Here is a 12,806-nt window from a genome sequence, read left to right as displayed (position 1 = left end):
GTAATAGGAAATATGATATTAATATACATTATAGGTAGTAATTTGAAAGGAAGGTAAGGCGTGTGGATAAACTTGATATAGTAGGAATGAATTATACATTTGATATTTATTTAAATAAGGTAATTACAATATCTGAAACATGTCCTAGAGAAATTAATTATCAGTTAGAAATTATAAAACCATTTTTAGAAAGCGTCTTTAAAGATTATCAAATTGTGGATACATCTAGCAATAGTAAGCCTAGGAAAAGTACAAATAAACCTAAACATAATAGGTTTATTTATACTATTGAAGATGGTACAGCTCCAGATTTATTAATAGCTAAAGGGTATAAATATGAGAATAATAAAGAAGGTGGTGTTAAAACTCAAATTTATGGCTTGATAGAGGTTAAAAGTCAAGCAAATTCTGAAATGTTTAATAAGGATTTTGATTCATATGATATTCATATTATAAATGAAATTACAACATATTTTTGTAAAAATGAAAAAGTAATTCTAACTAATTGTAGAAGATGGCAATTTTTTGATAGGAATAAAATAAAAAATATTGATTTAGATTTGTTTAAAAAGTATCTAATATTAGCACAAAATTATTTTTACATTAATGAAGATAAGGTAAATCAAGAAAATATTGATAATTTATTTAAAGAAATAAAAGAAAACTCACATAACACCATCACAAAGCTAGTAAATCCGATAGAAGCAACAGCAGAATGTTTTTTTAAGTGTAAAGAAACCTTAGAAAGCTATATTAGAAATCAAATTTCCACAAGTATTGTTAATACTATAGATGTTTTGCCCAACAAAGGAGTAGTTAAAACTGATATGTATGAAGAAACAAATATAATAAAAGCTCCAGCTGAATGGAACGAAATGATAAGGTATTTAAAGGAATTTGTACTTAATGAAGTTTAAAATAACATAAATATACCAAGAATTGTCATAGTATATTAAAAAAAGAACCTATATAGATAGCTCTCTTTTATAAGTGTCTATCTTATAGGTTCCATTTTATATATCACTTCTCTTCTTTTTTATGGGCAGTATATATTATTGTAATTTATAGGTTTCAGTAGTTTTATTAACTACATCAGGTTTAACCTTTGAAACTAATTTTCCACCTCTACAATCAAAAGCTTTCTTAGCTATTAAAAGCTCCATAACACAGTTAACATCTTCTTTAGAAAGATTTTCTTTAACACCACTTAAGGATATGCTAGCATTTTTTAAAAATTCAGTTTTGAAAGTCATAATAAGTACTAGGTTTCTTTTACTCATGTTTTTCCTCCCTTATATATCTCGTATACATACTTGTACAATGATTGATTTTGTTTAATTTATATTAAAATTAGGTTATAAGTTTGTAGGTAGAAGTTTATTAATTTTATGTGACTTATAACGGCATTAACGGAACAAGAAAATTAATAAACTTCCACTTATCTTAGTAGCTTAGCCTACGCTAGAGCTAATCTAACTTCTTTTTGGAATGAAGTATTAGGTGGATCTAAAAGCTTTGTAAGTGACTTACCTACTTCAAAGAAATCATCATCAGATAAGTCTAAATTTACATTGTATATATTAAAACTAATATAATCTTAATGATATCTTACTGCATAATCTTAATAAATAAGTTATATAAAGAGAAAGTGAACTAGCTGAAAAATAAAGTAGTCTAGTTCATTGACTTTATAGTTGAAAATTAATAAGAAATATTGAAAATATTAGAAAATATTACTAAAATTAAATAAGACGACCTTAGTTCCACAAGGGGACGACTAAAGCTGGGAAAGCTATATTTAGAATAGATGCAATTGAAGAAAATTTTAATTATAAGCCAAATATGATGAAGCTGAATTTGCTAGGCAATTGGTAGAGCAAGAAGCTGGTATGAACAAATTAACAGTTGATGAGTATTTTGTAGAGAAATATATGGAATTAAATAAATATAATGAAGCTTTAAAAAAATATGGAGAATTAGATTATAACGAATGCTTTGGATATGTACTTTTACTAGAGGTAGGAGGTAGGAGGTAGGAGGTAGTGAAAAAGTACATAATTTACAAAAAGTAAAAATAAAAGAGTATATAGAATTAATTACACAAATGGTAGGGAAAATTGAATAATAAAAATGAGTTAATTTAAGAGGTGTACTTACTACAAAACTATAAAAAATTAAATGTATAAAGCTCAGTGCATAATAAATTATTGTAGGTATAATAATGCAGTTAATAAAGTAAGAAGTTCATAAAGCAATAAAAATAAAGGAGTATGAGATATAATGAAATCAATAGATTGGTTAGTAGAAGAATTAAAAATAAAATTAAGTTGTAATAATGAAGAAACGAGTGATTCTTTATTTGAAATAGCAGAAGATAATGATTTAGAAGTTATAAGTAACTTATTTAAAACGTATAGTTTTTATAATAGTATTTATGAAAAAGAAGAATTAGAAGAATTAAAAGATATCACTGTTCCAAAAAAAATCATTTATTTTTACAAAAGATTTTCTCCTATAAATGGTATAGATTTAGGAGGGGATGTATTTTTATTATCGCTTGATGACATAAAACATGAAAACTCTGAATTAGCTCCAGGTGCACTATTGATAAAATATGGAGTAATAACATTTGCAACTACAACAGGTGGTAATGCTATATGTATGGATTTAAATGTACTTAATGATGGAGAACCTAGAATAATTATCGTAGATAAAAGTGTATTTAATGGCAAAATAATAACATTGCTTAGTAAGGGTGTAATGAAGCAATATGATTTATCCTACGAATTAATAGATAAATATGCTGTAGAGATAAATAAGAAATTTACTGTATTTATTAAGATGTTAATAGATAATCAAATAGATGATGTTGAGGAGTATTTAGATTAAAATAGTATGATAGAGAAAAAGATAATTCTAGATACAAAAATTAAAAAGCTAATTACATAGCATTTTTCTTCAGCACTTTTATCATTGTAACAATATCTTTTTATACAAAAAAATACTCCCCTCATGATAAACAGTTTTATTATTTTATCTGTCTACCATAAGGGGAGCATATGACGAATTTAAAATCCGCTAATGGGACAGCTCCTTTATCTTATGTCTATGAATTTCTCATAAAATTGATTTTTTATATTGTTTAAATTATAGAACCATATGCTTAAACTTATTAAGTATAATATTTAGAAATTTTTACCATAATTATAACCACAGTTCCACATAAAAACAACTGATATTATAAAGATATTACATAAAGCATAACCAAAAATAAGTCCTGTAATAAATCTTTTTAGATTATTACTTTCATAATTAGTTGATAATTGTATAAGTCCATCTAAAATCATTGGAGCCATTAAAATTATGTTGTATATTATATTAGGATGATATACTGAGAATAGAAATGGAGAACAAATTATCCCGATTAGTTCACCAGTACATCTAGCACATATAGGGAATTGTTCATTTCTAAAATAGAAAGATCTATCCGCTCTACAATGGCAACCAAAAACAATTGGTAACCACTTATAAAAAAAAGCTTGTACCATTTTTTAATAACTAGACATAGCTCCAGCAGCTCCAATAACAAAAATTAATACGTAAAATAGTATTATAACACTAACTGAAACTAAAGCTCCAATACCAGCTGCTTTTGCAGTTTTTGGTTTACTGTCTTTCCAAACTAAAAATAAAACAAGACCAACAATTGGAATACAACAACCTAATACTCCCCATCCGAATCCACCATTATCTACTAATGCAGGATTTGAGTTTGTAGCAACTCCACAATGTATACATATGTGAGCTTTATCATCAATTTCTTGTCCACAATTTTTACAAAACATTAGAATTCCACCCCTTTCATTAAAATTATATGTAAACACTGGTTTGTTGTCAATATATTGGGGTTATTGTATTGATATGAAATATTTTGATGAATTATGGGAAAGTGATGACTTTATCCATTTAAGAATAAAAGTTTAATTAAAAATATACTTAGTCATTTATGCAAAATAACCGGAAGTATCTAGATGAGGATATTATAATTATTTTTCATCAAAGCCACAGAATTATAGATTTAAACAAGATGCTGAGTATGAGATTTCTAAAGATAACATCTTAAAGACTTATAATTTTAAGGGGCATAAAAAAGATGATTCCTGTTAATACAGAAATCATCTTGTCAATGGCGCATAGACTTTTTTGAAATTGTCATTGACAAAGGATACATTTTATTTTTATATTTGAATTTTCATACCTTTTCATATTAACATTTACATCAACCATCATAAAATAACAGATGAAATAATATTTAATAGATATTCTTTACATTAACAAGAGTAATTATCATTGTCATGTCCGTCATTATAATGACAATAGCATGGATCAAAATAGAAAGGAGCTACATATTTACCACAAGGGTAGTACTCTCCCATAACTTCTGGTGGAACGATTTGGCCTTCTGGTACATTCTTTGCTGTATAAGGAAATGATTGAGATACCTGGTTGTTTCTATAGAAAAGGGTAAGGGGAACTAAAGGAAGTTCACTGGCATCAATCCAATTAAAACCATTTTCGGTTGTCACACAAGATGGTCGTGGGGCTCCAAAGCTGATAACAAGATTAACATAACCATTTTTATCAGTAACGGTTTGAAAATCACTAAGAGTGTAGAGTCCTAATAAGCCCACTTTTGTTATAAAAGACATACTCCAGTAACGCATGTCCTCGTGTCCTGAGATTCCGATATTATGATAGGTGTCAGGAAATGTTGGAGCTTTCCATCTAATAAATAATAAATTATCAGGATCTCTTTTTATTTGATCAGAAAGTATATAGACAGTATTTAGGTCAGGTTGTAAAATTCTTGTTGCTATAACACCTATACGACTCCAGATTAAATCGCAGTTTTGTCCAACTATATTGTTACAACGTTCAGAGAAAAGTTCTTTATCAAAAATATTTGTAGGGGTTGATGGAATTTCAGGATTAGTGGTTTTGTTAACAGTTTTATAGGTTCTTGTATTTCTACAATTCTTTTTTGTAGAGCAGTAAGTGATTTTAGGAAGACCTACGCCACCCGTCTTATCATAGCCAATGCTAGGAACATAAATTCGGAATCCAATAAGTCCAAATTTATTAGGTGTACCATCTTTTAAAGTTCCAGCATAAAAGGTGTTATTGCCTGCCTCAGGGACAAAATGCTCAGATCCCTCTGGTGGAGCAGTAGGAAGGATTTTTATAGTATAATTACGATTCTTTGCATTCCAATCAGAACAAGGTAAAAAAGGATTTGTACTTCCAGGGTCAGGAATTAATAATCGATCAGATGCTGTAGCTATGACATTGTCCATTTGACCACTTAAAGTAAAAGATATATATCTTGCATATGGAAATTGCCCTTTGATAACAATCTCTACATCAGAATCTACTTCATAGGGAAAAACATAATAGTTAGCATTGAAATCCCCTAACATCAATAAAGAATTACTAGGTTGGAGAATCCATTTCTGCATAAAAAACACTCCTTAAAATAATATTTTTTCGTTTTATAATATGCAGTAATTGATTGTTTGTGATTACAAGATAGTATTATACCTCCTTAACATTCTATAATCCTAGCAATATAGGCTTTTTCTGTTTTAGTTATTTTTAAATCACAATTACTTTCTTTTAAACATTTTTTATAGTATTAATGCTTATCATATACATAATGAAAAATTAAGATATTAATTAAGTTTAAATTTAATATTTTTCTTTTTTTATAATAAAAACAGCCTTATATGATATTCTTATTTTATCATATAAGGCTATTTTATTTTGTGACTTATAGAGTTTTGTTCACAGACTTTATTGTATATTACAACTATAAAGTGAATAAGTACTAAATCATATTTAAAATTGTGGAGAAAAATTCATCAAAGCTATTACATTTCAACAAGCTTTGTATATTTTTCGGTTCAGATAAAATTTCTATTAAAACATCAAAAATTTCTCTGAAAGCTGAGGAGTCAGTAGGGCTTATACCTATTAAAACAACAATGTTAACTAAATGCTCTCCCCATTCTATTGCTTTTTCATTTAATACTATAGAAACAAAGGATTTTTTTGCATTCTGTTTCATTGAATGAGGGACGGCTACTAAATTACCAAATGACGTAGATGACATTTTTTCTCTTTGAATAACTTCTTTATAAAAATCAGGTTTCGTAAATCCTAAGGTAATAACTTCCTCAGTTAAACATCTAATCATATCAAATTTATCGTATAAATAAAGATTTTTTTTAAAAAGTATAGGACTTAAGAAGTATTCAAGATATTTTTTTAAATTTCCTTGTTTATTATTCTTTTTTATAGTGTTTATTGTAGATTTTATCTTATTTAAATCATCATCGTTAATAAATGGATTTACTATAATTGTTGTATGTTTATCTGATATTATCGGTACAGATGATATAATCAAATTAGCATTTACTTCTTTTAAAGAAAAATTATTAATAGATGTTGCATTTATAATTTCCAAATCATCATTAAAAATATGTTTAATTTTATCATAAGCATGGGTGTGTAAATTATAATAATCTGCATATACAAACACAGCTGTTATTTTATTTTTAAAGCAATTATTTTTTTCTATTTCTGCACCAATATGCAAAGCAAGAAAGGCTATTTCATCTTCTTTAATTTGTATATCTGCATTTTTTTCAATTTCCATTGCTATAAATACAGCCATCTCGTAGATTAAAGGATAAGTCTCCTTTATCTTATTCGTCAAAGGATTTTTTGTATAAAAATTATTGTTTGCTCTTATTATAAGATTACGAATATGTATCGTAAATTTAGTTAAAAATTCATCATTAAAAATATCAAGTAAGAAGATTTTTTCAGCATTTTCAACAGCTTCTTTTGTTATTTTGATGTATTTATCTTCGATGAAGTTATGGATATTATTTGCATTTATTAATGCATAATTAATTTTAGATGTATTACTAGATATTGTTAAAGTTAAATAATAAATTTCAGAATCATTTAGATTGATTTCATAGGTTTTATTAAGATATATATTTATTTCTTCTGCTACTTTAGCTTCTATGGTGTTTTTTATTTTATCAATTGGTACATATTCTGATATATTCAATACTTTAGCAATCCTCTGAACCATAACTATTAAATGGAGAGTAACATTATTCAAAGCATAATCATTTATAAATAAGCCATTACTATTAAAAATTGAAAGAATGGAATTACGGAAATCTTTATATTGTTCTTCATTCAAATTCATAGCAAACATGCTTAATGCTTCAGTTGGAATGAAATCTTCAGCACTTTCTAAATTTATAATATATTTAATCATTTTCCTTTTATCTCGTTCAAGACCTTGTAAATATAGAACTTCACCGTCTTTTTTTATTACTTCTAAATTAAAACTTTTAAAAAATGTTTGTAAAACATTTATATCACTTAATATAGTTTCTTCACTTACATATAAATCAGTATAAAGGTTGTATATACTGTAACCTTCAGGATGTATTATTAGCTTATTTCTAATAAAATCTATCCTTTGCTGAGGAGTTTCAATGTTTTCGTGTTCCTTTTTTTTACTTTTAATTAAATTATAGTATTCTAGATTTATTTTATATCCTAGTGAGGAAGAAAATATTAGTTCTTGATTTTCAAAAGCTGTATTTAACTGTTTTACATAGTTACGAATTGTTCTAGTTGATACAGATAACAATATAGATAATTGTTTTGAACTTACCCAATCATTTTTTTTCTTAAGATATTCTAATAATAGTTTTTTATTTTCTTCCATAAAAAATTATCCTTTCAATATGAAATTTCTTTTATCTATTATATGTTTAATATTAGTATATATAGTGAAATTTATTATCTCAAATAAATTATTTTCCTAATGGTAGGAATGAGAAGTATTTGAATTGAGAACTTAAATAGATTAATCTGTAATTACAAAAAGCAAAGGAGGAATTAGTATGGATGAAAAAAATGTTTTAATTGTTTGTGGAGGTGGAGCATCTAGTGGATTTTTGGCTCAAAATATTAGAAAGGCTGCAAAAAAACGTAATGTAGCAATTAATATTAAAGCGCGCAGTGAGTCAGAAGTAGATGATTATATCAATGATATTGATGTTTTATTATTTGGTCCACATTTAAAGTACATGGAAGAAGAATTATTAAGTAAAGGTAAGGCTCATAATGTTCCTGTGGCAATGATTGATAATTTAATTTATGGAAGCTTAAATGGAGATAAAGCTTTAGAGTTAATTTTAGAATTACTTATAAAATAATATATAGAAAGGAGTAATATTATGAAAAAATTTATTAATTGGATGAATGATAAATTTGCTCCAGCAATGAATAAAATTACAAGAAACGTATGGGTATCAGCGATTCAAGATTCTATTATGGGTGCAATACCTTTAATACTTGTAGGTTCTTTAATAACTATGATATCTATTTTAAATGTATATTTCCCAAGTATGCCAGATCTTTCGCCAATTTCGTCATTTTCTTTTGGACTAATGAGTATATTCATAGTATTTTTAACACCATATTTTATTATGGAAAAGCAAAAAAAGAATGATAGAAAGCTTATTTCAGCATTAACAGGTGTAGCACTATTTTTAATGTTATTAAAGCCTAATATAGCTGATGGAAATATTTCATTTAGTTTTGAGCGCTTAGGTGCTAACGGAATGTTTGTTGCACTTTTAGTAGGTCTTATAGTAGGCATAGCAATGTATTTTTCTAGTAAGATGTCACTATTTAAAGATTCAAGTTCTTTGCCTGATTTTATAATTGTTTGGTTTGACACAATCATTCCAATATCTATTTTACTTATTCTAGGATGGCTTTTTACTTTCCAATTACATTTTGATTTGTATGCAGCTATTTTGAAAATTTTTGAACCGTTATCTTATATAGGACAAAGTTTTGGTGGATTTGTTCTAGGTACGTTTATTTGTGTATTCCTATATTCTTTTGGAATAAGTCCATGGTCTCTATATCCAATTCTTTTCCCTATCTGGGTTGCAGGAGTTGATGCTAATGCTCAAAATATTGCAAAAGGATTGAGTGCAAATAACATTCATACCTTTGAAACATTAATGGGTTGGGTATGGATTGGTGGTATGGGAACTACTTTACCACTTGTACTATTGATGTTATTTGCTGCAAAATCTAAACGTTTAAAAGCTGTAGGAAAGGTAACCATAGTGCCAGCCATTTTTAATATTAATGAACCTACAGTATTTGGAGCACCAATCGTATTTAATCCGATTTTGATGGTTCCAATGTGGCTAAATGGACTAATAATACCATCAATTACTTATATTTTCTTAAATATAGGCATGGTTACAATACCTTCAAAAGTTATGCAACTTTGGTACTTGCCAGTAGGAATTTCAACTTATTTAGTAAACTTTGATTTTAAAGGTATATTGTTATTATTTGTGAATATTTTTGTATCACTTATGATTTGGTATCCATTCTTTAAGGTTTATGATATTCAAGAAACAAAAAAGGATTTAATAGAAGAAAGATAAAACGTAGTAGGAGGTCTAAGCGATGTTAGATTTAGAACAATTAAATGAAATAAGTATGCAGATTATATTAAATGCAGGGGATGCACGAGCAATTATTGAAGAAGTTATAGTATGCATTGAAGAAGGCAATTTTGAAGAAGCTGAAGAAAAGATGTCAGAAGCTAAAAAGAAAATTTCTTTTGCTCATTCAAGTCAAACAAAGGCTATTCAAGGAGAGGCTATGGGAGATAAACTTCCTTACTCAGTATTATTTGCACATGCACAAGATACACTAATGGTGGTTATGAGTGAACTAAACACAACTAGACGTCTTATGAAATTATTTAAAAAATATGATAAACGTTAAAAATAGAAGGTGAAATTAAAATGAGATATAAAAAACCTAAAGCATTTCCAGATAACTTTTTATGGGCAGCAGCTACATCAGCTTATCAATTTGAAGGAGCATATTTAGAGGATGGAAAAACTATGTCCATTGTAGATGCTAATATTAATGAAAATTATACTAATACAAGTATTACATCTGATCATTATCATCGTTTCAAAGAAGATATAAAGTTAATGAAGGAATTAGGCATGAAAGCCTATAGGTTCTCAATATCTTGGAGTAGAGTGTTGCCTAATGGAAGAGGGGAAGTTAACGAAAAGGGAATTAACTTTTATAAGGAACTTGTAAAAGAGTTAAAAGATAATGATATTGAACCTTTAGCAACTATTTATCATTTTGATTTGCCTCTTTGTCTACAAGAAGAATATGGTGGATGGTCAAGTAGAGAGGTTATCGATGATTTTGTTTATTATTGTGAGGTTCTCTTTAAGAACTTAGGTGAAGATATAAAATATTGGTTTACTATTAATGAACAAAGCAACATGTTTCTTCTTCCATATCTTATGGTTTTTAATAGTGAAATTCCACTAGAAAAACAAAAATATGAAATGAATCATATTATGATGGTAGCTCATGCTAAAGCTATTAAGCTTTTTAGGGAGATGGTTCCTTCAGGTAAAATTGGACCGGCTATAGGGATTTCACCTAATTACCCTAAGAGTTGTAAACCAGAAGATATTCAAGCTGCAAAGGAAGCAGATGATTTCCGTACCTATTTGTTTACAGACCTTTATGTACATGGATGTTACCGTGAAAATGTATGGAGGTACATGGAGGAAAATAATATTGAGCCAACCATAGAAGATGGAGACATGGAATCAATTGTAGCTGCAAAACCAGATTTTTTAGGTATAAATTATTATCAGAGCAGAGTGGTTGAATATGCACCAGAGGATATAGAAAATAGAGATGTTATTCTTAATACTGACGGAAAAAGTGGGACAACATCCTTTGAAGTAAATCCTGGACTTTATAAAGGAGATTCTAATCCTTTTCTTGAAAAAACAGAGTGGGATTGGGAAGTAGATCCTATTGGATTAAGGGTAGTTTTGAATGAATTAAATGATAGATATCATTTACCTATTATAATAACTGAAAATGGTATAGGTGGTATCGAAAATTTAACAGAAGAAAATAAAGTTAATGATGAATATAGAATTAATTATTTAAAAAGTCATTTAAAACAATGTAATTTGGCAATCAATGATGGAGTTAACCTATTTGGTTATTGTCCATGGTCATTTATGGATCTGTTAAGTACTACTAGTGGTTTTCGTAAACGTTATGGTTTTGTATATGTAAATCGAACTGATAAAGATTTAAAAGATTTAAAAAGGTATAAAAAAGATAGTTTTTATTGGTACAAAGAAGTAATTGAAACAAATGGACAGTCTGTTATTGAAAATTCAGAAAAAGTATAAGTAAGTAAACGAGTTTCGTTTCTAGGACAAAAGTTGATAGTTAAGTTAAAATCTTGAAAAAAATCACATGTGAAATTGCACTAATATTCACATGTGATTTTTTTTATCCGCTATTAGCAAATAAATTTTAATACAGCATCATTAAAATTTATTTTAAATAAACTCAATTATGAAATTGAAATTTATATTATATAATCAATACTGTAATTCATATTCACGGCATTTTTGTATTATTGAGACATATTCACTAATATTATTATATGAAACATGAAGTTTCTTCAAATATATATTGGCTAATTGCTTTTGCATATATATAATTTTTTCTCTGTTAGGTACTTCTTGTGGTACATCACCCTCCGAAATTAAGACATATGTGCGAGCAACATCATATTGCCATGGCCCATGGCATACATTCATAAAATCAATTACCGAAATTTTATTATTTGTATCCATCCAAATATTCCCTGGGTGGTAATCTCCATGACACAAACAAGTATCATCTGGTAAACTTTTTATTTCATTGTATATATCTACATTACGAGTTGTTTTTTCCCCAATACATAATTGAAGGAATTCTTTATATGACATTACTTCACAAGTATTATATCCTAATATTTTTTTATGCAAGTCAACAATTTGATTAAACAAAAGGTTAACATCTCCGCCTTCAAGCAATTTTTCTAATACTGATTGTCCCTCAAGTCTATCATAAATTATTCCTTCACGCACTCCAACATGTACAATTTCATAAACTTCGGGCATTGGTATGTCCATTGTTTGTATTAATTTTGCATTATTGTATTCACGTTCAACTGCACTATGAGGATATCCTTCATAAAACAGTTTACAAACTTTATCGTTATCCCATTCTATAACTTCTGCTGTATTTCCTTTACCAAGAACTCTCATAATTTATTTTCACCTTCTTTTCAAATTGGAATTTATCTTTGAGTTTATAACGGTTTTGTAAAATAATATCGTTTTCCTGTCACGGGATAATTTTCCAATTTAAACACTTCTTCATATCCATGCTTTTTATAGAATTCAGGTGCTTGAAAACTAAATGTATCTAAAAATGAATACTTGCAACCTCTCTCTTTTGCTACTTTTTCTGCCTGATTTAAAATATTACTTCCAATATTATGTCCACGTAATTCTTCGCTTACCCATAAAAATTTTATAAACAACCAATTACCATGTGTATCTCCAATTAGACCAGCAACTTTTTTACCTGTTTCATCTTGCAAATAAACCCCTAAATCCTTTGGGTTTTTATCTTCAATTCTTGCTAAATTATATTCTAATATCCCTTGAAAAATAATGTTTTTATCTTGTTCTTTAATTTCATCAGTAATCTCAATTTTCATTTTAATTCTATACCTCCTTTGTTGAAATTCAAACATAGATAAATTACTATTTATCTTGTTCAGACAA

At 27.6% G+C, this 12,806-nt stretch carries 15 protein-coding genes; 8 read left to right on the top strand and 7 right to left on the bottom strand.

Annotation, left to right across the window (positions count from 1 at the left end; all coding sequences use genetic code 11):
* Positions 1-62: 62 nt before the first annotated feature.
* Positions 63-917 carry a hypothetical protein gene (locus BUB01_RS12940; RefSeq protein ID WP_072988387.1) on the top strand — a complete coding sequence of 285 codons (855 nt, stop codon included), beginning with the start codon at positions 63-65 and terminating at the stop codon, positions 915-917.
* 135 nt (positions 918-1,052) lie between these two features.
* Here BUB01_RS12940 and BUB01_RS12935 read toward each other — a convergent pair whose 3' ends face one another.
* Positions 1,053-1,280: a DUF2922 domain-containing protein gene (locus BUB01_RS12935; RefSeq protein WP_072988384.1), complete on the bottom strand. Its 228-nt coding sequence runs from the start codon at positions 1,278-1,280 to the stop codon at positions 1,053-1,055.
* 588 nt (positions 1,281-1,868) lie between these two features.
* Between BUB01_RS12935 and BUB01_RS23485 the strand changes: the two genes are divergently transcribed.
* From BUB01_RS23485 to BUB01_RS12920, 3 genes are all read left to right on the top strand, one after another.
* Positions 1,869-2,036: a T6SS immunity protein Tdi1 domain-containing protein gene (locus BUB01_RS23485; RefSeq protein ID WP_207649991.1), complete on the top strand. Its 168-nt coding sequence runs from the start codon at positions 1,869-1,871 to the stop codon at positions 2,034-2,036.
* Between the two features lie 38 nt (positions 2,037-2,074).
* Complete coding sequence (locus BUB01_RS23915; RefSeq protein ID WP_479723186.1) at positions 2,075-2,125, top strand: hypothetical protein; 51 nt, start codon at positions 2,075-2,077, stop codon at positions 2,123-2,125.
* A 155-nt stretch (positions 2,126-2,280) separates the two neighbouring features.
* On the top strand, positions 2,281-2,889 hold the full coding sequence (locus BUB01_RS12920; RefSeq protein ID WP_072988380.1) for an SMI1/KNR4 family protein: 609 nt from the start codon (positions 2,281-2,283) through the stop codon (positions 2,887-2,889).
* Between the two features lie 296 nt (positions 2,890-3,185).
* On the opposite strand, the gene BUB01_RS12915 is transcribed toward BUB01_RS12920, so the two are convergent.
* From BUB01_RS12915 to BUB01_RS12900, 4 genes are all read right to left on the bottom strand, one after another.
* Positions 3,186-3,548, bottom strand: a complete 363-nt coding sequence (locus tag BUB01_RS12915; protein WP_072988378.1) for a DUF2085 domain-containing protein — start codon at positions 3,546-3,548, stop codon at positions 3,186-3,188.
* A gap of 3 nt (positions 3,549-3,551) precedes the next feature.
* A complete protein-coding gene (locus tag BUB01_RS12910) occupies positions 3,552-3,845 on the bottom strand; it encodes a zinc-ribbon domain-containing protein (RefSeq protein ID WP_072988375.1) in 294 nt (97 codons plus the stop codon).
* Between the two features lie 486 nt (positions 3,846-4,331).
* Complete coding sequence (locus tag BUB01_RS12905) at positions 4,332-5,516, bottom strand: hypothetical protein (protein ID WP_072988372.1); 1,185 nt, start codon at positions 5,514-5,516, stop codon at positions 4,332-4,334.
* Positions 5,517-5,884: 368 nt separating this feature from the next.
* Entirely contained in the window at positions 5,885-7,813 is a 1,929-nt protein-coding gene (locus BUB01_RS12900) for a BglG family transcription antiterminator (RefSeq protein WP_072988368.1), read from the bottom strand.
* Between the two features lie 178 nt (positions 7,814-7,991).
* Between BUB01_RS12900 and BUB01_RS12895 the strand changes: the two genes are divergently transcribed.
* The 4 genes from BUB01_RS12895 to BUB01_RS12880 are packed head-to-tail and all read left to right on the top strand — an operon-like array spanning position 7,992 to position 11,372.
* Entirely contained in the window at positions 7,992-8,306 is a 315-nt protein-coding gene (locus tag BUB01_RS12895) for a PTS sugar transporter subunit IIB (protein WP_072988365.1), read from the top strand.
* A gap of 21 nt (positions 8,307-8,327) precedes the next feature.
* Positions 8,328-9,563 (top strand): PTS sugar transporter subunit IIC, encoded by a 1,236-nt coding sequence (locus BUB01_RS12890; protein ID WP_072988362.1) that lies wholly within the window; start codon positions 8,328-8,330, stop codon positions 9,561-9,563.
* A 22-nt stretch (positions 9,564-9,585) separates the two neighbouring features.
* Positions 9,586-9,909, top strand: a complete 324-nt coding sequence (locus BUB01_RS12885; RefSeq protein WP_072988359.1) for a PTS lactose/cellobiose transporter subunit IIA — start codon at positions 9,586-9,588, stop codon at positions 9,907-9,909.
* A gap of 20 nt (positions 9,910-9,929) precedes the next feature.
* Complete coding sequence (locus BUB01_RS12880; protein ID WP_072988356.1) at positions 9,930-11,372, top strand: glycoside hydrolase family 1 protein; 1,443 nt, start codon at positions 9,930-9,932, stop codon at positions 11,370-11,372.
* Between the two features lie 195 nt (positions 11,373-11,567).
* Here BUB01_RS12880 and BUB01_RS12875 read toward each other — a convergent pair whose 3' ends face one another.
* Positions 11,568-12,281 carry an aminoglycoside phosphotransferase family protein gene (locus BUB01_RS12875; RefSeq protein WP_072988353.1) on the bottom strand — a complete coding sequence of 238 codons (714 nt, stop codon included), beginning with the start codon at positions 12,279-12,281 and terminating at the stop codon, positions 11,568-11,570.
* Positions 12,282-12,325: 44 nt separating this feature from the next.
* Positions 12,326-12,739, bottom strand: coding sequence for a GNAT family N-acetyltransferase (locus tag BUB01_RS12870; protein WP_072988349.1), 414 nt, complete (start codon positions 12,737-12,739; stop codon positions 12,326-12,328).
* Positions 12,740-12,806 lie beyond the last annotated feature (67 nt).

The sequence above is a fragment of the Clostridium cavendishii DSM 21758 genome (genome assembly GCF_900141845.1).
In the GTDB taxonomy this organism is placed as follows: domain Bacteria; phylum Bacillota; class Clostridia; order Clostridiales; family Clostridiaceae; genus Clostridium_AG; species Clostridium_AG cavendishii.
This window is presented reverse-complemented; position numbering and strand designations above follow the sequence as displayed.

Bases quoted from the DNA above. Each gene is read 5' to 3' on its own strand.
- BUB01_RS12935 (WP_072988384.1), bottom strand. From the start codon at position 1,280: ATGAGTAAAAGAAACCTAGTACTTATTATGACTTTCAAAACTGAATTT.
- BUB01_RS12920 (WP_072988380.1), top strand. From the start codon at position 2,281: ATGAAATCAATAGATTGGTTAGTAGAAGAATTAAAAATAAAATTAAGT.
- BUB01_RS12915 (WP_072988378.1), bottom strand. From the start codon at position 3,548: ATGGTACAAGCTTTTTTTTATAAGTGGTTACCAATTGTTTTTGGTTGC.
- BUB01_RS12910 (WP_072988375.1), bottom strand. From the start codon at position 3,845: ATGTTTTGTAAAAATTGTGGACAAGAAATTGATGATAAAGCTCACATA.
- BUB01_RS12905 (WP_072988372.1), bottom strand. From the start codon at position 5,516: ATGCAGAAATGGATTCTCCAACCTAGTAATTCTTTATTGATGTTAGGG.
- BUB01_RS12900 (WP_072988368.1), bottom strand. From the start codon at position 7,813: ATGGAAGAAAATAAAAAACTATTATTAGAATATCTTAAGAAAAAAAAT.
- BUB01_RS12895 (WP_072988365.1), top strand. From the start codon at position 7,992: ATGGATGAAAAAAATGTTTTAATTGTTTGTGGAGGTGGAGCATCTAGT.
- BUB01_RS12890 (WP_072988362.1), top strand. From the start codon at position 8,328: ATGAAAAAATTTATTAATTGGATGAATGATAAATTTGCTCCAGCAATG.
- BUB01_RS12885 (WP_072988359.1), top strand. From the start codon at position 9,586: ATGTTAGATTTAGAACAATTAAATGAAATAAGTATGCAGATTATATTA.
- BUB01_RS12880 (WP_072988356.1), top strand. From the start codon at position 9,930: ATGAGATATAAAAAACCTAAAGCATTTCCAGATAACTTTTTATGGGCA.
- BUB01_RS12875 (WP_072988353.1), bottom strand. From the start codon at position 12,281: ATGAGAGTTCTTGGTAAAGGAAATACAGCAGAAGTTATAGAATGGGAT.
- BUB01_RS12870 (WP_072988349.1), bottom strand. From the start codon at position 12,739: ATGAAAATTGAGATTACTGATGAAATTAAAGAACAAGATAAAAACATT.